The 23,740-nt window shown below is 42.2% G+C and carries 21 protein-coding genes; 6 read left to right on the top strand and 15 right to left on the bottom strand.

Annotated features, from left to right (window positions below):
* Nucleotides 1–368 precede the first annotated feature (368 nt).
* The 5 genes from C9J38_RS12640 (at nt 369) to putP (ending at nt 7,493) form a co-directional block, all read left to right on the top strand.
* Entirely contained in the window at nt 369–929 is a 561-nt protein-coding gene (locus tag C9J38_RS12640; RefSeq protein ID WP_158259298.1) for a hypothetical protein, read from the top strand.
* Nucleotides 930–1,054: 125 nt separating this feature from the next.
* A complete protein-coding gene (locus C9J38_RS12635) occupies nt 1,055–1,801 on the top strand; it encodes an AraC family transcriptional regulator (RefSeq protein ID WP_107207409.1) in 747 nt (248 codons plus the stop codon).
* Nucleotides 1,802–2,029: 228 nt separating this feature from the next.
* A complete protein-coding gene (putA, locus tag C9J38_RS12630) occupies nt 2,030–5,212 on the top strand; it encodes a bifunctional proline dehydrogenase/L-glutamate gamma-semialdehyde dehydrogenase PutA (protein ID WP_107207408.1) in 3,183 nt (1,060 codons plus the stop codon).
* Nucleotides 5,202–5,927, top strand: a complete 726-nt coding sequence (locus C9J38_RS12625; protein WP_107207407.1) for an aldehyde dehydrogenase family protein — start codon at nt 5,202–5,204, stop codon at nt 5,925–5,927. The genes putA and C9J38_RS12625 overlap by 11 nt, the downstream gene beginning before the upstream one ends.
* A gap of 69 nt (nt 5,928–5,996) precedes the next feature.
* Complete coding sequence (gene putP, locus C9J38_RS12620; protein WP_107207406.1) at nt 5,997–7,493, top strand: sodium/proline symporter PutP; 1,497 nt, start codon at nt 5,997–5,999, stop codon at nt 7,491–7,493.
* A 95-nt stretch (nt 7,494–7,588) separates the two neighbouring features.
* Here putP and C9J38_RS12615 read toward each other — a convergent pair whose 3' ends face one another.
* Genes C9J38_RS12615 through ectA form a run of 3 tightly spaced genes read right to left on the bottom strand, consistent with a single transcriptional unit; the run spans nt 7,589 to nt 9,823 of the window.
* Nucleotides 7,589–7,975 (bottom strand): ectoine synthase, encoded by a 387-nt coding sequence (locus C9J38_RS12615; RefSeq protein ID WP_005366605.1) that lies wholly within the window; start codon nt 7,973–7,975, stop codon nt 7,589–7,591.
* A gap of 14 nt (nt 7,976–7,989) precedes the next feature.
* On the bottom strand, nt 7,990–9,255 hold the full coding sequence (ectB, locus tag C9J38_RS12610; RefSeq protein WP_107207405.1) for a diaminobutyrate--2-oxoglutarate transaminase: 1,266 nt from the start codon (nt 9,253–9,255) through the stop codon (nt 7,990–7,992).
* Between the two features lie 10 nt (nt 9,256–9,265).
* Nucleotides 9,266–9,823, bottom strand: a complete 558-nt coding sequence (gene ectA, locus C9J38_RS12605; RefSeq protein ID WP_107207404.1) for a diaminobutyrate acetyltransferase — start codon at nt 9,821–9,823, stop codon at nt 9,266–9,268.
* A gap of 552 nt (nt 9,824–10,375) precedes the next feature.
* On the opposite strand from ectA, the gene C9J38_RS12600 reads away from it, so the two are divergent.
* Entirely contained in the window at nt 10,376–10,741 is a 366-nt protein-coding gene (locus tag C9J38_RS12600) for an STAS/SEC14 domain-containing protein (protein WP_107207403.1), read from the top strand.
* A 94-nt stretch (nt 10,742–10,835) separates the two neighbouring features.
* Here the strand turns inward: C9J38_RS12600 and C9J38_RS12595 are convergent, their stop codons facing one another.
* From C9J38_RS12595 to C9J38_RS12540, 12 genes are all read right to left on the bottom strand, one after another.
* A complete protein-coding gene (locus tag C9J38_RS12595; protein ID WP_107207402.1) occupies nt 10,836–12,062 on the bottom strand; it encodes a beta-ketoacyl-ACP synthase in 1,227 nt (408 codons plus the stop codon).
* The gene (locus C9J38_RS12590; protein ID WP_107207401.1) at nt 12,059–12,784 is read right to left on the bottom strand and encodes a 3-ketoacyl-ACP reductase FabG2; all 726 of its coding nucleotides are present in this window, start codon (nt 12,782–12,784) and stop codon (nt 12,059–12,061) included. The genes C9J38_RS12595 and C9J38_RS12590 overlap by 4 nt, the downstream gene beginning before the upstream one ends.
* Nucleotides 12,781–13,257, bottom strand: a complete 477-nt coding sequence (locus C9J38_RS12585; protein WP_107207400.1) for a hotdog family protein — start codon at nt 13,255–13,257, stop codon at nt 12,781–12,783. The genes C9J38_RS12590 and C9J38_RS12585 overlap by 4 nt, the downstream gene beginning before the upstream one ends.
* Nucleotides 13,250–14,464, bottom strand: coding sequence for a beta-ketoacyl-[acyl-carrier-protein] synthase family protein (locus C9J38_RS12580; protein WP_107207399.1), 1,215 nt, complete (start codon nt 14,462–14,464; stop codon nt 13,250–13,252). Before C9J38_RS12580 ends, C9J38_RS12585 begins: the two co-directional genes overlap by 8 nt.
* 40 nt (nt 14,465–14,504) lie before the next feature.
* Complete coding sequence (locus C9J38_RS12575) at nt 14,505–15,110, bottom strand: DUF3261 domain-containing protein (RefSeq protein WP_107207398.1); 606 nt, start codon at nt 15,108–15,110, stop codon at nt 14,505–14,507.
* 15 nt (nt 15,111–15,125) lie between these two features.
* Nucleotides 15,126–17,489 (bottom strand): MMPL family transporter, encoded by a 2,364-nt coding sequence (locus tag C9J38_RS12570; RefSeq protein WP_107207397.1) that lies wholly within the window; start codon nt 17,487–17,489, stop codon nt 15,126–15,128.
* A complete protein-coding gene (locus C9J38_RS12565; RefSeq protein WP_107207396.1) occupies nt 17,473–18,144 on the bottom strand; it encodes an outer membrane lipoprotein carrier protein LolA in 672 nt (223 codons plus the stop codon). Before C9J38_RS12565 ends, C9J38_RS12570 begins: the two co-directional genes overlap by 17 nt.
* Nucleotides 18,128–18,568 carry a thioesterase family protein gene (locus C9J38_RS12560; protein WP_107207395.1) on the bottom strand — a complete coding sequence of 147 codons (441 nt, stop codon included), beginning with the start codon at nt 18,566–18,568 and terminating at the stop codon, nt 18,128–18,130. Before C9J38_RS12560 ends, C9J38_RS12565 begins: the two co-directional genes overlap by 17 nt.
* Before the next feature lie 122 nt (nt 18,569–18,690).
* Nucleotides 18,691–20,250: a histidine ammonia-lyase gene (hutH, locus tag C9J38_RS12555; protein ID WP_107207394.1), complete on the bottom strand. Its 1,560-nt coding sequence runs from the start codon at nt 20,248–20,250 to the stop codon at nt 18,691–18,693.
* Complete coding sequence (locus C9J38_RS12550; protein ID WP_107207393.1) at nt 20,237–21,928, bottom strand: glycosyltransferase; 1,692 nt, start codon at nt 21,926–21,928, stop codon at nt 20,237–20,239. Before C9J38_RS12550 ends, hutH begins: the two co-directional genes overlap by 14 nt.
* Nucleotides 21,921–22,295 carry a 3-hydroxyacyl-ACP dehydratase gene (locus tag C9J38_RS12545; RefSeq protein ID WP_107207435.1) on the bottom strand — a complete coding sequence of 125 codons (375 nt, stop codon included), beginning with the start codon at nt 22,293–22,295 and terminating at the stop codon, nt 21,921–21,923. Before C9J38_RS12545 ends, C9J38_RS12550 begins: the two co-directional genes overlap by 8 nt.
* 14 nt (nt 22,296–22,309) lie before the next feature.
* On the bottom strand, nt 22,310–23,707 hold the full coding sequence (locus C9J38_RS12540) for an AMP-binding protein (RefSeq protein WP_107207392.1): 1,398 nt from the start codon (nt 23,705–23,707) through the stop codon (nt 22,310–22,312).
* Between the last annotated feature and the right edge of the window lie 33 nt (nt 23,708–23,740).

The raw sequence follows: 23,740 nt of genomic DNA, 5'->3' as shown, positions 1-23,740 counted from the left end.
AAAGCAATATTTTGCCAATAATCACTGCTTTTTATTGCTTTGATTTTTTTTAACTATATGTTTTGTTGGGGTTTATTTTTGCTTAGTGTGCATGTTGTGGGGTTGAGGGGGTTATCATGCTCTGATATTTAAATGTGTAAAAAAAGCGGTGTGATAAATGGGTGATATTGATATTTCCCATTTTAATGTTATTGGTGATTTATAATTAATACAAGTGTGTGAATTATATTTCTATATTTAAATTTTTGTGATGATATTAAAAAAAATCTTGTGCTTTATTTGTATTTTAATCTCAAATTACTAAACTCTTGATGAATCTATTGGCATACATTAAGAAAAAATATAAGAGTCTAGAAAAGGAGACATTGATGTTTAGAGGTATTGTTCAAGGTCGTGGTGTTATTAAATCCATATCAAAAAGTGAAGATAGTCAACGACATGGTATTGTATTCCCTGAGGGTATGCTTGAGCTTGTTGACATAGATACTGTAATGTTAGTAAATGGTTGCTCCTTGACTGTCGTGCGTATTTTAAACGATACGGTGTACTTTGATATTGACCAAGCATTGGGTACGACAACATTTGAGAGTTTAAAGGAAGGTGATCAGGTAAATCTTGAGATCCACCCTAAATTTGGTGAAGTGGTTGGTCGTGGCGGATTAACAGGGAACATTAAAAGCACGGCATTAGTGACTGGGGTAGAAGAGGATGAAGCGGGTTTTTCAGTATTTATTGATATTCCTAAATCGTTATCTGAAAACTTAATGGTACAAGACGACATTGGTATCGATGGCGTTTCTTCGCCGATCACTGATATGTCAAACAGTGTTATTACATTGCATTACCCTCGTGATTTACTAGCCAATACTAACCTTGCGATGTTAAAAAAAGACGTGAAAGTGAACGTTGAAATTTTAAATGAATGGTAGTGATTAAATTCTGCTATTAAATATAAGCGCATTATTTTAATGCGCTTATTTGTTTTATTTTAAAGCAGTTGGCGCAGTATATAAGTACCACATACTTTGTGGTGTACAAAAAAAGGAGGTGGTGTATGGAAAAAAAAATGCCGACATTCCATGTCGAAACGTTAGACGAATCAAAAACATACCATCATCATGATTATCCTCAGATTATTATAGGATTAATGGGGCAAAGTGAACTGTCGATAGAAGATAGTTCACTTTGTCTTTCTTCTGGTATGGGATGCCGAATTAATGCCAATGTTAACCATGGTTTTTGTGGCGGACCTAACAACCAAGTCTTAGTGATGAATTTACCACCATTGATATCAATGACTGATGTGGAACAGTTCAGTAATGGCAATTTCAGCTTAGATGCACGTACTCATCAGCTTATTTCATTGTTAGCGATTGAATTAAAAGAACATGCTCAGGATAGTGTGTTATCACAATCGATCAGTAACACCTTACAGTGCTTAATTAATCGTAGCTTAATGAGCTTTGATGAAAAAAAAGTAACACGTCTAAATATGGCGCTTATTGATAGTTATATCCAGCAGAATATTCAGAAGAAGATCTCAGTGGCTGATCTATCCAGCATTGCTTTTTTAGCACAAAGCCAATTTTATGTCTTATTTAGAAAGCAAATGGGGATAACGCCACATCAATATGTATTGCGAAAACGATTAGAGTTAGCAAAGCAATTGATTGCAGAAACTCAAAAACCGTTATCGGAAGTTGCACAATTATGCGGATTCTCAAGTCAAAGCAGCTTTAGTCAAGCTTTTCGCCGTCTATACGGGACATCTCCCATACGATATCAGTTCTTTATTCAATAAGTTATAAGTAGCACTTAGCAGTAATATCGCGCTATATGGGTTAACTATATAGCGCTTTTTTATGTGTGAGATCTCGTATTATTCATTGTTGGAGAAAAAATAAAACATCCCGTAGGAATTCATAAGACGAGATAAAATTTTATCCATACTATCTACAGGCAATAACAGATTAATAACATGACAGTGTTGTTTATTATCATCTCACTGAGATGCCATAGAGGAAACCTGATGTTTAAAGCCGTTGATGTACTCCATTCTTCCTTTATAGAGAAGCCGTTAGCTCAATTATGGGCATTAATTTCACCACTGTATGCTGTTGATGAGTCTGAGTGGTTAACACAGTTGCTACCCTTAGCAGAACCTACCGATGAAGAACGTACGTATAGTGCAGCGCAAGCCAGTGAGCTTATTGCTCGTGTCCGTGCCGATAAAAATGCGGTGCAAATGATTGACGCACTGCTATTGGAATATAGCCTAGAGACCAAAGAAGGGATCTTATTAATGTGCTTAGCTGAAGCACTGATGCGTATTCCTGATCCGGCTACTGCTGATGCCCTAATTCGCGATAAATTAAGTGTTGCTGATTGGAAATCTCACCTTAAAAACTCTGATTCATTATTTGTGAATGCCTCAACATGGGGGCTCATGCTAACAGGGAAAGTAGTAACGTTAGATGCAAAACAAGACGGTACACCTACGAATGTAATTAACCGCTTGGTTAATAAAATGTCAGAGCCAATGATCAGACAAGCTATGCACCAAGCGATGAAAATCATGGGACACCAATTTGTTCTAGGGCGAGATATTTCTGAGGCGATGAAAAACGGCAAACCTAAACGAGAGCAAGGGTTTACTTATTCATTCGACATGCTAGGTGAAGCGGCACTCACCGCTCAAGATGCCGAAAAATATTACCAAGACTACCTAACGGCGATTAAAGCGGTAGGCAAGGTCAATAGTGCCATTTCAGCTCAATCGGCTCGTCAATCATCAGATCCTACCGTATCCATTAAGCTATCTGCTTTGCATCCTCGTTACGAAGTCGCCAATGAAGCGCGTGTGTTAGAGGAAATGTACCATTCCGTACTTGAGCTATTAATTTTTGCCCGCGAGCATAACGTTGGGATCACGATAGATGCTGAAGAAGCAGACAGATTAGAATTATCATTAAAGCTATTTGAAAAACTGTATCGCGCAAAAGAAGTAAAAGGTTGGGGGCGTTTCGGTTTAGTTGTACAAGCGTATTCGAAACGTGCTCTACCTGTATTAGCGTGGCTTGCTGCCCTTTCTAAACAACAAGGTGATGTGATTCCACTTCGATTAGTAAAAGGCGCCTATTGGGATAGTGAACTGAAACTTTGTCAGCAAGCAGGCTTCAATGGCTACCCAGTTTTTACTCGTAAAGAAGCGACAGACAGCTCTTATTTAGCCTGTGCGAGATTTCTACTATCTGAGCCTTTAAAAGGGCTGATCTACCCACAATTTGCGACTCATAATGCTCACACGATCAGTGCTATTGTCGCGATGGCGAAGCATTCTTACTTTGAATTCCAACGCCTGCATGGCATGGGAGATGCGCTATATAACCATGTGATGGATATGCATAAAACACAGGTACGTATTTATGCACCAGTGGGAAGCCATAAAGACTTACTGCCATACCTTGTTCGTCGTTTATTAGAAAATGGTGCCAATAGTTCGTTTGTTCATCGCTTGGTTGATGCTAATTGTCCAATTGCCGATCTCACACAACACCCTGTTGATGTGCTTAAGCAACGTAAGACATTGCACAATAGCTTGATCCCATTACCGAAAGATATTTTTGGTTCTGAACGTAAAAACTCATCAAGTATCAATATTGATATTGAATCACAGTGGCAGCCATTTCATCAGGCAGTACGTGCCTTTGATAAGGTGAAGTGGAAAGCCTCGCCTATTTTAAATGGAAAACCAAAGGCTATTTTAGCTGCCGAGCGAGTTTGCGTGACGGCACCTTATGATCGTGAGGAAGTGGTGGGTGAACTGATCTATGCCACACCATCACAAGTGGATACCGCAATGGCATCTGCCCATGACGCTTATGCTGATTGGTCACAACGTTCAGCAAGTGAGCGTGCAAATTACTTATTGCTATTGGCCGATAAACTTGAATTACATCAAGCAGAATTAGTGGCGTTGTGTCACCGTGAAGCAGGTAAAACCATCCACGATGCCATTGATGAAATTCGTGAAGCGGTAGATTTTTGTCGTTATTACGCAGAGCAGGCACAAACTAATTTTGCTAAGCCTAAACGCATCACTAGCTTTGATGGTGTCGATCAAGAGATGACCTATCATGGGCGTGGTGTCTTTGTTTGTATTAGCCCTTGGAATTTCCCGTTGGCCATTTTCTTAGGTCAAGTGTGTGCCGCTTTAGTTGCAGGTAATACCGTCGTGGCGAAACCTGCAGAGCAAACCTCATTAATTGCTTGCCGTGCTATTGAATTACTTCTGCTTACTGGCATTCCACAAGGTGTTATTCAAGTCGTAACGGGATTGGGGCGTGAGATAGGCCATCAGTTGACGTCAGATGAGCGTGTTGCTGGTATCGCCTTTACAGGTTCCACACCCACAGCGCAATTAATTAATCGTACCTTAATGGCACGTGACTGTGCGCCAGTCCCATTCATTGCCGAAACGGGCGGTCAAAATGCAATGATCGTTGATAGTACAGCACTACCGGAACAAGTCGTACGTGATGTATTACGTTCCGCGTTTGCCTCTGCCGGTCAACGTTGCTCAGCATTACGCGTCCTCTTTATTCAGCAAGATATTGCCGAACGTGTGATCACGTTAATCAAAGGGGCGATGGCTGAACTTAAGGTTGGGGATCCGCAATTACATGCTACCGATGTGGGGCCTGTCATTGATCGTGCGGCAAAGCAAAAGCTGCTTACTCATATTGAATCGTTAAAAAACCAAGCACGATTGATTTGCCAAACGCCGCTGTCAGAAAGCTGTGCGAATGGCGATTTTGTTCCGCCGACGGCCATTGAAATTAAACATATTAACCTATTAGAGCAAGAGCACTTTGGCCCAATTCTGCATATTGTGCGTTTTAAGGCGAGCGAGATTGATCAAGTCGTTAATCAAATTAATCAAACAGGATTTGGTTTAACAATGGGAATACATAGTCGAAATGAGCGTACCTATAGTGAAATAGCGTCACGCGCAAAAGTCGGTAATTGTTATATCAATCGCGATCAAGTAGGCGCCGTTGTTGGCGTCCAGCCTTTTGGTGGTCGAGGGTTATCAGGAACAGGACCAAAAGCGGGCGGGCCTCATTATTTGTATCGTTTTATGCAGTCAACGATTGCGCCAATCAATGTTACTCGTCAATGCGAGATGGAAGGAGTAAACGATGAAAAATAATTCACAGTTAATGGCGTTATCTCCGCAATTACAAAAATCACTACAAAGTAGCATTTTTGCGTTTTCGGTATGGAATGATCTGGACTTTGAAACGCGAATCGCTATTCTACGCCGCTGGGCAAAATCGCTAGATAATCAATCTGCGATGATGGTGAATTTTCAGTGTAACAATGCACTGGAAATGGTGGCTGAAATGCAAGTAATGCCAGGGCCAACAGGTGAAAGTAACACGCTTTATTGTGTTGGACGCGGCGTATTTGTTGTCACTGCAAGCGATGACGTCGCTAACCATGTGGTGATTGCTCAAATCGCCACTGCATTGGTGTGTGGTAACAGCGTTATGTTGTGTTTATCGCCTGATCACCCTTTAAATACTGGTGCCATTCTCAGTCAGCTAGAGCCGGCAGGATGTGTCGCCAATGTACTTAGTGTTATTGAGGACATTGAGCTTGAATCGTTAATTCAAAGTGAAGAGGTTGCAGCAGTTGCTTATAGCGGTACTGCTGAACGTGCGTTGAGCTTAGCGCGTCAATTAGCGGCGAGAAGCGGACAGTTAGCGCAATTAGTGGCAGAAACCGATTTTGATCATCTACCTGTCATTGGTAGCCCAAGTTACTGTTTACGCTTTATCACTGAACGTACCAGAACCATCAATATTACAGCCGTCGGCGGTAATGCAACGTTATTAGAGCTTGGTTGTGGAGAAACCGACTGACCAGACCTTGCTTAATATGATAATAGGCCTTTGCCATGAACAAAGGCCACTTAACAGGAAGTACAATTTATGATTGAAAATAACTTCGCGATTACAGCGACCTTTGTAGCGTATCTACTAGGGATGCTAGCGATTGGTTATATCGCCTATAAACGCACATCGAGCTCCAGTGATTACTTTCTTGGTGGGCGTTCATTAGGTCCTTGGCCTTCTGCGATATCTGCAGGAGCATCGGATATGAGTGGTTGGTTATTATTAGGATTACCGGGATATGCATATATCGCTGGTTTTGAGTCATTATGGCTAGCTGGTGGCCTATTACTGGGGACGTGGTTGAACTGGCTGATCTGTGCTAAACGCCTGCGCACTTATAGTATAACAGCAGACAACTCACTGACTTTACCTGAGTTTTTATCACGTCGATTTGATGATAATTCAAAGCTTATCCAAACGATTTCCGCCTTCTTTATTTTGCTCTTTTTCCTTTTCTATACCAGTGCTGGTTTAGTGGCAGGCGGAAAACTGTTTGAAACCGTCTTCGGTTTAGATTACACGCTCGCGCTATTTATCGGTACTTTGTGTGTTGTAACGTATACCTTATTTGGGGGGTTCCTGGCGGTATCTTGGACTGATTTAGTGCAAGGCCTATTGATGTCAGCTGCATTGCTTATTGTGCCGATCGCAGCGATGAATGCCGATCCCGTTCAGTTAATAGAAACGCTTCATAACAAGAACCCTGAATTATTAACGCTCTGGCATGATATTAAAGGCCAGCCATTATCATTTATGGTTATTTTGTCACTATTAGGTTGGGGGCTCGGTTACTTTGGTCAGCCTCATATTCTTGCGCGTTTTAAAGCGACACGTTCAAATAAAGACATTGGTACGGCGCGTCGTATTGCCGTGGTGTGGACGGCTCTGTCGATGATTGGTGCGTTGTTAGTCGGCTTAACGGGTATTGTTTATGTTGATGGCAACCTTGGTGGTGAGTTAGCGGATAGTGAAAAAGTCTTCATGTTGCTAGTGAATGCGATTTTCCATCCCGTGATGGCCGGTATTTTACTAGCGGCAATCTTAGCGGCGATCATGAGTACTGCGGACTCTCAGTTGTTAGTCTCTTCATCGGCATTGGCTGAAGATTTCTATAAACAAGTATTTCGTCCACAAGCGTCAAGCAACGAAATTGTTATGGTTGGGCGTATTGCGGTTATTGCATTATCAATTGTTGCCTTCGTTTTAGCATTAAACCCTGATAGCTCCGTTTTAGGTCTTGTGTCTTATGCTTGGGCGGGGTTTGGTGCGGCATTTGGCCCTGTATTGCTATTAAGTTTGTACTGGAGTGGGATGAACCGTTATGGTGCGATTGCAGGTATCGTGACAGGTGCGGTCACCGTTGTGGTATGGAAGCAACTAACAGGTGGAATGTTTGACTTATATGAGATCATTCCTGGCTTTATTTTTGCCACTGTTGCGGTTGTGGTGGTAAGTAAAGCAACGGGTCGTCCGTCAGAAGCAGTACAACAGCAACATCAGCAATATCAAAAAAATCTGGTTGAATTCGATTAATATTATCTAATATTACGCAAGAAAAATCCCTGTATCAGCTTTGCTATACAGGGATTTTTTTTCGCTGAAAGTGCGCTGGCTATACACGTAATGTTTTAGTCAACGAGTGGATAAACACCGTTTTCATCATGTGTTTCTTTGCCTGTGATTGGCGGATTAAACACACAAGCCATCACCATTTCTTTGTCTTTATAAGCACGTAAATAATGCTCATCGTGTTTATCAAGAATGTATAGTGTACCTGGTTTAATTGGGTAAGTTTCGCCCCCAACAACTTCAATTTCACCTTCACCACTCATGCAGTAAACAGACTCTAAGTGATTTTGATAATGAATATGGGTTTCAGTGTTCTCAAAGATTGTCGTGATGTGAAAAGAAAACCCCATCTTGTCATCTTTAAGCAGCATACGAACACTTTCCCAAGTTTCAGAAGCTACACGGCGTTCACTGTCTCGACATTCATCTAATGTTCTAACAATCATTTTTCGTCCTTAAATTACGATGCTTTTCTAAAGTTTTTAGCAACAACGTGCTCAACCGCATTTTCAAAAATCGCTAAGCCTTGCTCAAGCTCTGCCGTTGTAATGGTGAGTGGGCTAAAGAACTTCACGACTTCATCATTAGGACCCGCGGTTTCAATCACTAATCCATTTTCAAAACAGGTTTTGGTGATTTGGCTAGACAGATCGCCATTATTACACTCAATACCAATCATCATGCCTCGACCCTTTCTTTGCACAAACATATCAGGATGGTCGTGTAGGCATTTATCAATGACGTTAGCAATAATGTTTGAGCATGTTGCAACGTGCTTTTCTAGTTGGTCATCAGCCCAATAGGTTTCGAGTGCTTTCGTTGCTGTAATGAATGCGTGATTGTTGCCACGGAATGTGCCGTTATGCTCACCTGGGTTCCAAATATCGAGCTCTGGTTTGAATAGCACGATTGCCATTGGTAAGCCGTAACCACCAATTGATTTAGATAGGGTAACCATATCTGGTTTAATACCTGACGGCTCAAAGCTAAAGAAGGTACCAGTACGGCCACAGCCTGCTTGAATATCATCAACAATCAATAAAATATCATTTTGTTTACAGACTTTTTCTAATCGTTGTAACCACTGGTTAGACGCAACGTTTAAGCCGCCTTCGCCCTGTACTGTTTCAATCAAGACAGCGGCTGGCTTGTCCATACCTGCTGAATTATCCGCTAGCATAGTTTCAAACAATTTAAGGCCATCAATGTCCGCATAACCTTCAAATGGAATACGAGTAACATTGTTTAAACTTGTCCCTGCACCTTGACGGTGATGTTGATTGCCTGTTGCAGCTAGCGCTCCAGCTGTACAACCATGAAAACCATTGGTGAAAGCCACAATAGAGCTACGTTTTTTCACTTTACGCGCAAGTTTTAGTGCCGCTTCTACAGCGTTAGTACCCGTTGGGCCGGTAAATTGAGTAACGTAATTAAGTTGGCGAGGAGCTAAAATATTGCGTTCTAATGCTTCAAGGAAATTAGCCTTTGCTGTCGAGTGCATATCTAAACCATGAGTGATCCCATCTTGTTCGATATAGTCGAGCAAAGCCTGTTTTAAAGTAGGGTTATTATGGCCGTAGTTCAGTGATCCAGCACCAGCTAGAAAATCTAAGTAACGATCTCCTTGTTCGGTTTCAAGCCAACTCCCTTTTGCTTTAGTAAAAACGACGGGAAAACTGTTTGAGTAAGAACGAACTTTAGATTCCTGCTTCTTAAAAATATCCATGATATGGCCGTTATAATCCTTTCTGTTTAATTTGAATTAAAGGGATGCGATACAACAATTCCGTATCGTGCTTGCCTTTAAAATGTATATTCTTGTCTAAAAATGTACTGACTTCGCCATTGTTACCATTACGTGCATCAAGTTTATTAAATAACGCCCACGAAGCATTATTCTCTTCCGTAATGGTTGTTTCTATAGCGGTAATATTATTTAGAGAGTCTCGACTTAACAGGTTATCTAACATGGTAAAGGCGAGCCCTTTTCCTCGAAATTGAGGAGCAACGGCAACTTGCCATATAAATAAAGTATTTGGCTGATTAGGTTTTGGGTAACCAGAGATAAAACCTGCTATTTCACCACCATCATCTTTTGCTATAACACACGTATTACTAAAGTGAGTTGTTTGAAGAAAATTACAATAAGATGAATTGGTATCGAGAGGGGGACTGTTTGCGATCAACGTAAAAACGTCATCGCCATCATGAGCTGTTGGTGTTGAAAAAGTCCACTTTTGTATCTGGTCTTCACCTGTATCGGAAGTCATTACCGAAGGTGTTGATATGTCCATATTAAGAGTCTATTCCTTTGAGCTCTAAATAATTTAGTGGGTATTATTACCTATCAGGATGATAATTATCTGAATAAAAGTTGAATAATCGTAATTTATTTGAGCAAGATCTCGTTTATTAATGTACATAAATGAAAGTTAAGTGATTAGAGCTCTAAATTGTTTTGGTTGTTAAAGTATTCACGAAGAACCGTTTTAAAGACTTAAAAGTAATATTATGCATCTTGTTTTCTATTATTCTGCTGTAACTAAGCTCGGCATGGTGTGACAGTTTGTGTCGTTATTTACTGATGGGGATATAAATAATAAATAGTGATTATACTTATGATGTTGATATTTATATGTCGCTGTGAGTGCATTTATATTGATATATATATATACCTTCAGGTATTTATTGAATATTTACTATTCTATTTAACGTTTATCGTTCTCTTGAATATACGATCTTTCTGAAATTTCATTTCCCTTAATTATGCTCTTTAATTACTGTCGTTTTCATTTAAAAAGCGCATAGTATTTTCATCATTTCTTGATGGATTAAGGAAACTTATAATGTTAACTATGATTAACTTAGATATTGATAATGCCGTGGCTTTTTCAATTGATGGCAAAGTGACTGAAGATGATATGAAACGTATTTTGTTTGATGCTCAGGCGAAGACAGAATTACACGGTAAAGTTGTTATCTTTGAGCAGATTGACAATTTTGATGGGATTGAATTTTCAGCATTGCTAGAAGAAGTGCGCTATTTGTTTCATGCGGGAATATCACATGTAGCAAAAGTGGCTGTTGTTGCAGAGAAAAAATGGATAGAAAAAATCGTAAAAGTGGAAGATAAGCTGTTTCGTAAAATAGACATTAAATTCTTCCTGCCAGAAGAAAAAGATCAGGCAATTACGTTTTTAAAACAGCAATAATACGATTGAAATTAACCATGCTTGAGAAGTGATAAAATGTTCAAGCATGGTTATTTATAATGGTATAGATACGGTATCGTTAGAGTATCTTAAGTTACATTCGCTTAAAGATAATGGAAGTGTTAATCCCGCCAAACGCAAAGTTGTTGCTCATAATATATTGGCAATCAAGGTTGCGACCTTCGCCACGAATGTAGTCTAAATCACCACATTCAGGATCAACGTTCTCAAGGTTAAGCGTTGGGCTGAACCAGCCGCCATGCATCATTTCTAAACTTAGCCACGCTTCAATCGCACCACAGGCCCCAAGGGTATGGCCTAAATAGCTTTTCAGAGAGCTAATTGGAGTGTTGTTGCCAAAGATACTCGCTGTTGCTTGGCTTTCTGCAATATCACCTTTTTCGGTTGCAGTACCATGTGCTGAAATGTAACTAATTTCACTTGGCGATAAATTTGCCTGTTGCAGTGCCATCTCCATACAAAGCTGCATGGTTTCTTTTTGTGGCTGTGTTACATGGGCGGCATCACAGTTACTCGCAAATCCTACCACTTCGGCATAGATCTTAGCGCCACGTGCAACGGCATGCTCGTATTCTTCTAACACTAATGTGCCAGCACCTTCACCAATTACCAAGCCATCACGATCCGTATCATAAGGTCGTGGTGTTGATTTTGGTTCATCGTTTTTAAGGCTCGTTGCAAACAGGGTATCAAATACCGCCGATTCTGTTGGGCAAAGCTCTTCTGCGCCACCTGCAACCATCACGGTTTGATAACCGTGTTTAATCGCTTCATAGGCGTAACCAATCGCTTGGCTTCCTGAAGTACATGCACTACTTGTGGGAATAACACGGCCACGTAATTCAAAAAATAAGCCGACATTGACAGCTGTTGTATGTGGCATCATTTGAACATAAGTTGTCGCGGTGATAGCACGGGTACTTTTTTCATTTAGCATTACACCAAATGCACTGATTGCAGGCGTACTACCGGTTGATGAGCCATAGGCAATACCCGTTTGACCGTTTGTCAGTACCTCATTGTTCAGTAACCCAGCTTGAGTCAGTGCATTTTCAGTCGCCAGTGTTGATAGTTTAGAAACACGCCCCATTGAACGGATTTTTTTACGGGTGTAATGCTTCGGTAATGTAAAATTTTCAATAGGAGCTGCAAGTTTGGTATTTAAGCCGTCATAAAGCTCATAATCTTGCATATAAATAGTGGCGTTTTCACAAGCACGAAGTTTAGGTTCGATATGTTCCCAATCGTTACCAAAGGCTGTTACACCCGACATACCAGTGACAACAACGCGACGACTCATACTAAACCTCCGTTTACCGAAATCACTTGGCGAGTCACATAGCCTGCAATATCAGACATTAAGTAACTCACCAGTCCTGCTACTTCTTCAGGCTCTCCCATACGACGAAGAGGCACTTGTGGGAGTGCGTGTTCTTTTACGTGCTCATCGACCATACCGGTATCAATCAGGCCGGGCGCGACACAGTTAACTGTAATTTTACGCTTAGCAAGCTCTAGCGCTAATGACTTAGTTGCGCCAATCACCCCCGCTTTTGCGGCACTGTAATTGGTTTGCCCTCGGTTACCGGTGATCCCTGAAACCGATGCTAAGGTTACAATACGGCCGCCTTTACGCTTTTGCACCATAGGCATTACACAAGGGTGTAACACGTTGTAGAAGCTATCAAGGTTCGTGTGGATCACGCCATCCCATTCTTGTTCTGTCATCGCAGGGAAGGCGGTATCTCGGGTGATCCCTGCGTTACTGACGACACCGTAATAAGTACCATGCTCGGCGATATCGGCTTCAAGCTGCTCGCGGCATTGCTGACGATCACTGATATCAAATTGAATAAGGCGACCATGGCCGCCAGCGTCAGTAATTGAGGCTAATGTTGCTTCTGCGCCTGGTTTATCACTCATGTAGTGAACGGCGATAGTGAAACCATCTTTAGCGAGCTGTATAGCAATTGCGCGACCGATCCCCTTACTGGCACCTGTTACGAGTACGTGTTGAGTCATGCGTTTTTCCTATTATTGTTATCTAGTTGCATTTGTTCTAATTGTGATTTTGAGGGAACAAAGGCATTGAGTTGACTGCTTGCGACGATTTGCTGATGACAAATGATTTTGCAGTCAAAAACAGCCATACCGTTATTTTCCATAATTTGTTCGGCATGAATGTCTAAAATTTCGTGTTCTTGAAATGCACTACATTCACTGTGGTAGCGACGGCAACCTAGCAGAAAACCAATGGGGGCATCTTCACCTTTTTTCCATGCGTGGAAACCAGACCAACCTGCGACGGTTTGCGCCATAAACTCGATCCCAACATAAGCGGGGATCGACTGTGTTTCTGAATCAAAGTAGAGGCAATGGCGACTGATCGCGACACGACAATGAATATGTTTTTCGCCCACATCGATCAGATCATCAACAAGGATCATCGGTGCTTCATGGGGTAAAAGTTGATGTAATGGAGGGCAATTAGTCATCGGTACGTCCAATAATAAGGCTGATGTTGTTACCACCAAATGCAAATGAGTTACTTAACATGACAGGTTTAGTGAATGCCGTATCTGCTGGTGCTAATTGGATTGGCAGATCGTCTGCGACAGCACCATCATTAATTTGTGTTGGTAGCGGTAAGTCGTAACGCAGTAAATGCCAGCAAATGGCCGCTTCAACTGCGCTAGCGGCACCTAGCGTGTGTCCTGTTAATGGTTTGGTTGAACTTACAGGGACTTGATTGCCAAAAACGCGTGCAATCGCTTTTGCTTCCATTGCATCATTTAACGGGGTTGCTGTTCCATGGGCGTTGATATAACCAATATCTTCAGGGGTAAGTTTGGCATCTTTAAGGGCTTTTCGCATTGCCATTTCTGCACCAGTACCTTCTGGGTGTGGTGCTGAAATATGGTGAGCATCAGAGCTATCACCGATACCGAGTAACGCAATATGAGGAGCGGGTTGGCGTTCATCAGGCGTGCGAGCTAGCAACATAAAAGCGGCACCTTCACCAATATTTATGCCGTTACGGTTATCACTAAAGGGGTTACATAAGGTGCTAGAGAGTGAATCTAAACCATGAAAACCGTTAAGCGTTAAACGACAGAGAGTATCTGCGCCACCGACAATAACAGCATCCACTACCCCAGCTTTTAACATACGCTTGGCAGATAAAAATACCCGCCCACTAGACGAGCAAGCGGTTGATAAGGTGTAACAAGGACCGGTTAACTGATAATAGTCAGCGATAAATTGCCCTGTATTAGAAGGCTCTTGCTGGTGGTAGTGATAGTCGGTTGGAAAATTTTGGGTGTTTTTTTGGCTGGTTAACGCTTGTTCACCATCGCTGATCCCTGAGGTGGTTGTTCCAACAATGACGGCAATACGATCATGACCATACTGGGTAATTGCGCCATGAATATCAGCTTCAATTTGCTGTAAGGCCGATAAAACTAAACGATTATTTTCCGTATTCTGATGCGGAAAAACGTTGTCATCAATGGTAGGTAATGGTGATGATACTTTACCTATGACAGTCTCAGAGCCGTCATTTAACCAGCCCTGAACTGGTTGCATATCAGGGCTCATTCCCTGACGTAAGCGTTGGTGGATAATGTCGTTACTACAGCCTAACGCTGAGTTAAACCCACACCCTCGAATATAGATTGGCTGTTTGTCGGCTATCTTTTGCATAGTGCTCGTATTCGGTTATTCAATGATGGCTGAGAGTTCGTTATTTTTCCGTCGATTGTAGTGTTTTAATGTCAATCGTATAGTGCTGTTGATGATGGGTGAAGATAATCTCACCTTTTAAAGGATTGGCATTTTTATACTCAATGTCCGCGATTATATCACCTTTACTATCAATTAGTTGTCGATGGTTTGGTGTTTGTTTTAATTGCCAACCTACTTGCTCTAATGGGGCTTGCCAAGCATTGATTGGCCACAGCGTGATCATGATATTAAATAATACTTGTTTGGGATCGGGTAATGTTGCTCCTAGCCCTGGCATCACGTACGTCTCAACTTTCTGATCTTGGTAATCTAAACTTAAAATACGCGTTCCCCACGAGGAAAAACCAGCTAAAGCGACACGTTTAGGATCAACTTGTAATTGGACGGGCAGTTGATGGCTTTTTTTATTCCATGTCGCAGTGATTAATTGGCTCGCCGTTAATGAGTAACCCAGTTGAGCAGGCGTCGGTAAGGTCACAAGCGTATTAGGTGCAATCTCAACTTGGTTTTGTTGCACCATTGGTTTAGTCGCACATCCCACTAACATCAGGCTAGCTATTAATAAAGTAAGCATACTGGTTGTACGTTTTCTTCTGTTTTTCATCGCTCGTTGCCTTACTTATTTGGGTGTTTGTGGTGTTCTTACTCGAGTCATTGCCAGTGGCGCGAGTAGCCAAGCGATAATGATACCTGTTAACACCGTGATACCAAAGCTGTGGATGGCTTGGGTTTCACTCAGTGCTAATAAGCCAAACGATAAGACCGTTGTTAATGCTGACAAGGTGATCGCGAGCAATGTCGTGATCCCTTGTTGGTGTCCTGTGTTAGGTTTTAGTTCAGCAAAAAAGAGGCTGTAATCAATACCGATACCCAAAATTAATATCAAGGCTAATAGGTTGAACAGGTTAAGTGGGGTGCCTGTTAAGCTAGTGATCGCAATGCCTGCTATCCCTGCAATTAATGATGGCGCGATCATTTTTACCCCTTGCTTTATGCCATAACGCCATGCAAGTAACAGATAAATGGCAAAGCTTGCCGCAATCAGTAGCCATGTGACATGTTCTCTATATTGACCAAAGAGCGATGAAATTTCATCGGCTTTATTGAGATAAGTTAACCCATTATCGTGTTGTGCTAACTCTGCTATGGTGTGCTGTTGCTTGATGTCGTGCAGTAAAATGACAGCGCTATATTTACTTACACCTTGCTGATCTTTGAGTGAACCTAACCACATGAAGCGAAGAGGGGCAGAAACAGATGAGGCGAGGAAGTGCGTCATCGTTAACGGTTCAAAGGTTGCTGAAAACGTAACAGGTTTCGCAAGGTTTAAGCGTTGACTTAGTATTGCACCTTGTTCCTGATAAAGCTGTTTGACTAGTGCGAAATTGGCTTTTTGTTGGTCAAGTGTGGGGATATATTGGCCAAGGCTTTGGTAGCTTTTTAATGCTCCTTGTTGAATTAATCCATCCAAGGTGTGATCGGTTGAGGCAATTTTATTAAGCAGCGCTTGTTCACTATCCGCTTTCACTAACAGCATTTGTTGACTACTGCTTACTCCCGTAATCGCCTTAATGGTGGCTTCTTGTTGTTGTAATGATGCTGGAAGTGCTTGTAGCTGGCGAATGTCATCGTTGTAGCTCGCTTTAGTTAAACCATAGAGGGCTAACAGTGCTAATAGGATCGGTGTTACCCAGCGAACACTCGGCTGTTGCCAAATATGTAGCCAGCGACCTAATACGCTAGCAAAGGGAATCGACCGAGGTGGGCTAGGTTTATCGGCAAGGGTTGGATACCAACACACCACAGTGGCGTAGGCGGCAGTTAAACCAATGGCTGAGAATAAAGAGAGTTGCTGCAACCCTGGGAAAGGGGCGACCAACATACTCAAATAACCAATTAGGCTCGTAATTAAACCGAGCGTTATCGCGCTAAAGATATGTTTTAAGCCTTGCTGTGAATTCCAGTGCTTACCTGCGGCTAATCTGTCGGTGAGGTAATGAAAAGCATAATCAATCGATACCCCAATTAAACTTGCGCCAAACACCAAACTAAACAGATGCACTTTGCCAAAAATAGCCACGGTTGTGACAAAGGCGGCAACTAAACCACAGGTGATAGATAACAGGGCAAGGGCTAAAGGCAAGGTGCTGCGATATACCGCGATCAATAACACGATAATGCCCAGTAGTGAGCCTAATCCAATCGTACTGATTTCATCTTCAGCACTTTTTGTCCCGTGGGCGGCATAGAAAATCACGCCAGTTTGCTGAATATCTAATGCGGAACCTGCAAGTGAATACTTACTTTCTATTTGTTTTTCTAAAGCGTGTAACGCGGGAAGTTTATCTTGTAATTCAATGTTATAGGCTGAGCCAGCGAGATTAGCGGTAATTAACGCGTAATGCTTACCTTGATACTCCGTGGTGAGAAAACCTTGTTTGAGACTGAATTTTCCTGCTTTGGCAGTGAGCTCGGTAAGGTATTCACGAAATAATAAGAATGGGTCGTTAGTAAGCTCTGTGCCTGTAATGCCAGAAAACGGGTTATACATGGCATTTAATACGTTTTGTGTTTGTTGCTCGGGATGTTCTCGCAGTCGCGTTTGTTGCTCAGGCGTAAGTAATTGAAAGCGTTTGGGGTAATACAGTTTGGCCCATGCTTGTTGCTGATCTTGACTGACTTTGGCATCAATATGGCTAAAGAGTTTTAGCGAAGGTAGTGCTTGGCTAAAATCGTTGGCAGCTTTAATCATGGTATCGCTGTTTTTACTGCCGACAACAAAGACGACTTTGTCGCTCATGCTGGTGGCGATATGATCAAACGCTTGTTGAGCAATAGGGTCTTGGCGATTTTCAGGGAGCAGTGCCAAGATGTTCGTTTCGATAGGGAGCTGTTTACGCGCGGTGAGTTGGTAGCCAAGTGCGGCTACCAAGATCAACATAATCGCGAGCCATAAGCTGGCTAACTTAGAATTGGAAAACACGTTTTTCTTCTGATGTCAGAGTCGTTGGGGTGGTGGTTTGTTGGCTAAAGGTGATGAGGGTTTTATCTCCTCGAATTTCGTCTAGCTCTAGCTTATTAATAAACTGACCACCTTCAATTGAAATTTGACTAAAGACTTTATTTAACGGGGCTGCTTTAGGCGTAAGCACTAACTGCCATTGTTCATGGGTTTTACTGTCTTTTAAGGTTTTCAGTGATAAATCAAACTGCTCTTTAAGCTGTGAAGTATCGCCTTTAAACAGTGATAAGAATACGTGGCTAAAGTAAAATACCATTGGATTTTTACTGGCAGCCAGCACTTGTGCAGGTTGATTATCAAATTGTTGGCTGAGTTTATCTTGTGTTAGCACTAAAGAAACAGGCATAGGGGCTGTTTGATGCCACCATAATCCCTTTTTGGCTGATAAGAGAAACTGACCGCTAGAGATGAGTGGTTGATCAAACATGGCCATTTCACGTTGTTGGCTAAAATCACCGCGCACTAAAGGCTCTGAAGATAACTTTGTTTGTAATTGTTCTAGCGTTATTGCATGAGCTGAAATGCTGGTCAGTGCTAACATACACATAGTAAAGGATGCTTTTACCACGCGTTTTAAATGGGCACTAAAGCGAGAATGACTACACATTGTTGGCATGATATGCCTCCACTTTGTCGGTAAATATTTTAGGCGAAACAAAACACATTTCACGTTTGTCTATACTAACAGCCACTTGCATGGTGTATCCCTTCGTCATACGTGCGCCAGTTTCACCATCATAAATGACGTAATCAACCCGCAGACGATTTTCCCATTCAGTTAATGTTGCCGTCACCCGAATGGGGTGATCATAGGGAATCGCTTTTACGTATTTCACTCGGGTATCAATGATAGGCCACACATAGCCAGATGCTTCCATTTCACGATAACTGTAGTGCAATTTGTTCATTAACTGATGACGTGCTTCTTCAAAATAGCGAAAGTAGTTACCGTGATAAATAACGCCCATTGGATCGGCATCTTGAAAGTTTGTGGTGAGTGATAGCTCTGCACTAATCAATATCGGTTTACCTACTGTCATTTATTGATTTCCCAACACACATAAAATAAGAAAATATAAGTTATCAAGATGATAGTTTAAAAAACTATACTCACTCTGTATGTAGAGTGAGTATTTGGTTAATTTTTTACACGTGATAGAGGTTAGTAATACAACGCCCAGTGCTGCTGCTGAATCATATCAATGAACAGACGTAAATCATGTTCAAGCGGGCGATCTTCAATCACAGGTTCAAAGTGCTCTAACACGGATTGATTCATCTTTGTTAATGCAGGACTGAGGTGTGAAGCGTTAAGTTCATCATCACGTTTTCTCAGTTCAATGGCTTGGGTTGCTGCCAGTAACGAAGCGGCAGTCACCTGCTCTGTTAACTGTAATACACGTAAACAGTCACGTGATGCAATGGTTCCCATACTGACTTTATCTTGGTTATGACACTCCGTTGAGCGAGAGAAAACACTGGCTGGCATGGTGTGTTTTAATGCTTCTGCGGTCCATGCTGAAATCCCAATTTGCACGGCTTTAAAGCCATGGTTGATCGGCTTACGTTCACCAACGGCACCGGTTAAGTTAAAGGGTAAGCCATTATTAAACTTATAATCCATTAACTGAGCCATTTGACGATCGAGTAGATCGGCAATATTAGCGACGGCTGTTTTTAGCGTATCCATTGCCATCGCAATATGACCGCCATAGAAGTGACCGCCATGCAGAACACGCTCGTTATCACCGTCAATAATTGGGTTATCGTTGGCACTGTTGAGTTCGTTTTCAATCATTTGGCGTAGCCAAGGTAGGCTGTCTTGTAAAACCCCAATAACATGCGGCGCACAACGGAGAGAGTAGCGATCTTGCAAGCGATCACTGTTACGAGGTGGACGTTCAGCTTGCAGATCAGAACGTAACCAACTTGCGATTTGTTGTTGCCCCGGGTGAGGTTTTACCGCAAACAGTGCTTCATCAAAGTGGAAATCATTACCTTGCATGGCGACAGAAACCATCGCGGTGATTTTGGTTGCCATTTGCGCAAGATATTCGGCGCGTTTGTAGGCGAGGCAAGCCAATGCGGTCATCACAGATGTGCCATTCATTAACGCTAACCCTTCTTTAGGGCGTAATTGGATTGGCGAGATGCCAAGCTCTGCAAACACTTCAGCGGTGGGGCGAATTTCACCTTTGTAGATAACATCACGCTCACCAATTAAGGTCGCTGCAACATAAGACAGTGGTGTTAAGTCGCCACTGGCACCCACAGAGCCTTCTTCTGGAATACGTGGCACGATGTCATGATTAATCAGCGTGACTAACTGGTTGAGCAACTCATGACTCACGCCTGAAACGCCTTGTGACAGAGAACATAAACGTGTGGCAAGGACTGCGCGAGCTTGAGGTTGCTGTAGCACTTCACCTAAACCACAACCATGAAAGCGTGTAAGGTGCAGTGGCAATTCGTCAACCAATTTAGGTGGGATCGCCACAGTACAAGAGTCACCATAGCCTGTGGTGACACCATAAATGACGCCTTCATCTTTTAATAAGCGTTCAAGAAATGCCACGCCGCGATCAATTTTTTCATTAAATGCCGTGTCGTTGTTCATTTCTGCATGAGCACCATTGGCAATCGCGCAAACATCTTCAATTGTGAGGCGTTCAGCACCAAACTTAATGGTTTGTTGAGTTGTTGTTGAATTAGTCGTTGTCATTGTTTTTTCCACTAAGCTGCCAAAAATTAAAAAAGTTATACCACTGCAATGGGGCTTTAATTGTGTAAGATTCTAGCCGTGATGCATAGTCTTGAACTGTTTGTTGTAATGCCGTTTCTCGTGTTTTACGAGGTAAGATCAAAGCATCGCTGAAGGGTTCGAAGTAAATATCAAAATGGGGATCTGCTTGGCTGTCATCACGTAAACCAAAGAGTAAATAAACGGGCGCTTTCATTACCGAAGCCAGAATAAACGGGCCTTGTGGGAACGGGGCGGGTTTACCTAAGAAATCGGCCCATACCACACGTTGCTCTTTGGTGACCGACGTTCTATCACCGACAATCACCACCCATTCGCCTTGCTCAATTTTTTGCTGCAACATGATGGCAGTACTTGCGCTGAGCTCATTGACTTGAATAAGGTTCAGATCGGAATCAGGGTTAATGGCTTTTAATACCGCATTAAAGCGCTCTGCGTGTTCGGTAAAGACCAAAGCATTAACTTTTATATCGGGATGACGAGAACTTAACGCACGACAAAGTTCTAGATTGCCAAGGTGAGAGCCTAAAATGATGGCCCCTTGTTTTCGCTTGGCGAGATCATCAAAATGTTCACTACCATGAATGGTTAAGTGTTGCTCTGAGTAATCGCCTTTCCATGCCACAAGTTTGTCGAGCATGGTATGACCAAATGATAATAAATGATCATAGCTGTTGAGTTTTTTCGGCAAGGAAAGCTGATTCTCACTGGCGTAATGTTCAAGTTGCTCTAGATAATCTTCAGATGCTTTGCGAGCCGTTTTCCCTGTTAAGTAGTAATAGCCCATCACAGCTTTTAAGATCAGATTAAATGCTTTTCGCCCGAGCAGAGAATACACCGCAAGTAATGTCTTAATCCCTACAATGGTACCGCGCTCGGCATGGGATGACCAGTGTTGTTGATCGGATGATTTGCGTTTAATTAGTTTAGGAATACGTGGCAACATGCCAAAAAATAGCTTGGTATGCATCCAACTAATTTTGACGTTATCCCACAATGCATCAAAGTGAGAGATGCCATCTTTTGGATAAATAACTTTGGTATCAATAAAACGAATATCGCCGTTATCCCAGTAAAAACGCACCATGATTTCAGTATCAAAATCCATTCTTAAACCAAGCTTGTTGTGATTAATCACATTCATCACGGCATCGATAGGGTATGAGCGAAAACCACACATACTGTCTTTGATAGCAAACGAAAGGGTTTCAATCCAGACCCAAATATGGGTGGCATAACGGCCATAGAGTCGCGATTTAGGGATTGATTCATCGTAAATCGGTTGGCCTGAAATCAGTGAATCAGGATAGTTTTTTGATTCATTGCTCAGCTTAGGTAACGCAGATAAATCGTGCTGACCATCGGCATCAATTTGAATTGCATGGGTAAAGCCAAGTGCTTGTGCCTGTTTTATGCCAGCGATAACTGCCCCCCCTTTACCTTGGTTTTGCGGCAAAGTAACAATGTTGATATTGGGGCGTTTGGCTTGTTCCGATAAAATTTCACGGGTGGCTAATTCACTACCGTCATCAACAATGACAATGGGATAACCATAATTTATCAACCCATTCACAACGGCAGGCACCGTTGCGCCATGGTTATAGCAAGGGATCAGAAAACAGGGCTTAAATTCACACATGTTGACGACCTAGCTTAATTTTACCTGATGAATGTTTATGTAGCGTGTTACTAGTATCGATTGAGGTATAGCTAAAATGCAGTTTTTGCTGATCGTCACGCCATTCAAGTGTGAGCGTAATGGTGCTATCTGGCAAGATTGGCTCTTGGAATTTAATCACATCCATACCGTTAAATAAGGTCGGCATATCAGAAAAGCATTGCTTGGCAAAATGTACTGCCCAGTCAATTTGGCTCACACCGGGTAATAACGGAAAAGTTGGGAAGTGCCCTTGAAAATCAGAGAGTTGGTTGTCAGGGCGCAAGGTGATCTCGGCCTTATAACCATCAATATGTTGAGCGAGTAATGTGGGTGTTCTATTGGTCATCATTATTATGCTTACTATGTCGAGGCGTCATCAGTAAATAACGATTCTAGATCGCTAACTAAACGCTTTCCTTGCGTATTTAAAGGAATGCTATCAACAAGGCGATAGCTGCGCGGAATACCAACCGGCTCAATCCATTGGCGAAGTTGTTGGCGCAGGAGCAACCAAAATTTCCCTTTTCCACGTTGCTGAATGTCTTTTTTTCCTTCATTTGAGAGTGTAATCACTGCGCCTAAAATAAGACGATTATTTTGCTCTAAGGGTAATACTGCGGCTTCTTCAATCCATGGTAACGAACACAGGCGCTGCTCAACATCGGTTAACGAAATACGTTTTTCTTCTATTTTAATAATGCGGTCGGTACGACCTTTTAAAATGAAATGATCGTTATCGATTTGTTCACAATGATCACTGGTTTGATACCACCGTTCTTGATCAATAAACGGCGATAAGATCTTAAGGCATTGCTCTGCATTCAGTGCGATGTCAATGACAGGGAAGCGTTGCCACGGCGTCGAAGCATCATGTTGCTGACGATAAGCAATCCCTCCGGTTTCCGTACTACCAAAGACTTCAAAAGGTAACTGGTTAAATAGTGTTTGGCATTGTTGAGCTGCCGCTAAGGGTAGCGGCCCACCAGAAGAGAAAATGGCGCGATAGTGTTGTGTTTTTTCCTCATTATCAAGGCGTTTTAGCAACGCAGGGCTGCTAATGAGCACACAATCATCACTGGCTTGTGCCATTACCTGCTCTGGGTAGATCAAATCAAAACGACTGAAACTACGATCGCAGCACAGCGGCCATAAAATACGGAACAATAAGCCATAGATATGTTGATGTGAAACGGTACTAACAATCGTGGTTTGCGCTAATTGTTGTCCCCATAGCATTTCTAACTGGGCAATTTCGTTATTTAATAATGCGAGGTTTTTAAGAATGGCTTTAGGTTTTCCGCTAGAGCCAGACGTAAATAGCGTCAGTTGAATATCAGCGAGCGTTAGTGGTTCAAATACAATAGGAACATTGAGTGAGGACTGCCAGCTTATAGTATTCAGCTTAAGGCTAATACACGATGCTGGGCATTGAATATTGTTATCGTGGAGTAAGCCATCAAAATGGTGACTAAGCTCTGCAAGTGCAGCTGGCTGGTGATTACCTGGTAACACCATGTGCTGTTTACTGTGGGCTAATGCCATAAAAGCAACAGCAAAGAAGTAGCTATCTTCACAACATATTGCCCATTGTTGTTGCTCGTAGCTGTTTAGTTTTTCACTCAGCAAAGCAACATCATTGTGAAACTGCTGCCATGATTGATGACTTGATGGATCGACAGACACCGGAGATTGGCGCTCAGACTGCTGCATTAATTGAGATAACGGAATCATTGTTGTCGGCAGTATTAATGGTTTCATGGTAATTCCGGTGTTGAAGGTAGAACAAGTAGA

The organism is Photobacterium sp. GB-210 (genome assembly GCF_003026075.1).
Lineage (GTDB): Bacteria > Pseudomonadota > Gammaproteobacteria > Enterobacterales > Vibrionaceae > Photobacterium.
Note: the sequence above shows the minus strand (reverse complement) of the source record. Positions and strands in the feature narration are given on the sequence as shown.

Bases quoted from the DNA above. Each gene is read 5' to 3' on its own strand.
- C9J38_RS12640 (WP_158259298.1), top strand. From the start codon at position 369: ATGTTTAGAGGTATTGTTCAAGGTCGTGGTGTTATTAAATCCATATCA.
- C9J38_RS12635 (WP_107207409.1), top strand. From the start codon at position 1,055: ATGGAAAAAAAAATGCCGACATTCCATGTCGAAACGTTAGACGAATCA.
- putA (WP_107207408.1), top strand. From the start codon at position 2,030: ATGTTTAAAGCCGTTGATGTACTCCATTCTTCCTTTATAGAGAAGCCG.
- C9J38_RS12625 (WP_107207407.1), top strand. From the start codon at position 5,202: ATGAAAAATAATTCACAGTTAATGGCGTTATCTCCGCAATTACAAAAA.
- putP (WP_107207406.1), top strand. From the start codon at position 5,997: ATGATTGAAAATAACTTCGCGATTACAGCGACCTTTGTAGCGTATCTA.
- C9J38_RS12615 (WP_005366605.1), bottom strand. From the start codon at position 7,975: ATGATTGTTAGAACATTAGATGAATGTCGAGACAGTGAACGCCGTGTA.
- ectB (WP_107207405.1), bottom strand. From the start codon at position 9,255: ATGGATATTTTTAAGAAGCAGGAATCTAAAGTTCGTTCTTACTCAAAC.
- ectA (WP_107207404.1), bottom strand. From the start codon at position 9,823: ATGGACATATCAACACCTTCGGTAATGACTTCCGATACAGGTGAAGAC.
- C9J38_RS12600 (WP_107207403.1), top strand. From the start codon at position 10,376: ATGTTAACTATGATTAACTTAGATATTGATAATGCCGTGGCTTTTTCA.
- C9J38_RS12595 (WP_107207402.1), bottom strand. From the start codon at position 12,062: ATGAGTCGTCGCGTTGTTGTCACTGGTATGTCGGGTGTAACAGCCTTT.
- C9J38_RS12590 (WP_107207401.1), bottom strand. From the start codon at position 12,784: ATGACTCAACACGTACTCGTAACAGGTGCCAGTAAGGGGATCGGTCGC.
- C9J38_RS12585 (WP_107207400.1), bottom strand. From the start codon at position 13,257: ATGACTAATTGCCCTCCATTACATCAACTTTTACCCCATGAAGCACCG.
- C9J38_RS12580 (WP_107207399.1), bottom strand. From the start codon at position 14,464: ATGCAAAAGATAGCCGACAAACAGCCAATCTATATTCGAGGGTGTGGG.
- C9J38_RS12575 (WP_107207398.1), bottom strand. From the start codon at position 15,110: ATGAAAAACAGAAGAAAACGTACAACCAGTATGCTTACTTTATTAATA.
- C9J38_RS12565 (WP_107207396.1), bottom strand. From the start codon at position 18,144: ATGCCAACAATGTGTAGTCATTCTCGCTTTAGTGCCCATTTAAAACGC.
- C9J38_RS12560 (WP_107207395.1), bottom strand. From the start codon at position 18,568: ATGACAGTAGGTAAACCGATATTGATTAGTGCAGAGCTATCACTCACC.
- hutH (WP_107207394.1), bottom strand. From the start codon at position 20,250: ATGACAACGACTAATTCAACAACAACTCAACAAACCATTAAGTTTGGT.
- C9J38_RS12550 (WP_107207393.1), bottom strand. From the start codon at position 21,928: ATGTGTGAATTTAAGCCCTGTTTTCTGATCCCTTGCTATAACCATGGC.
- C9J38_RS12545 (WP_107207435.1), bottom strand. From the start codon at position 22,295: ATGACCAATAGAACACCCACATTACTCGCTCAACATATTGATGGTTAT.
- C9J38_RS12540 (WP_107207392.1), bottom strand. From the start codon at position 23,707: ATGAAACCATTAATACTGCCGACAACAATGATTCCGTTATCTCAATTA.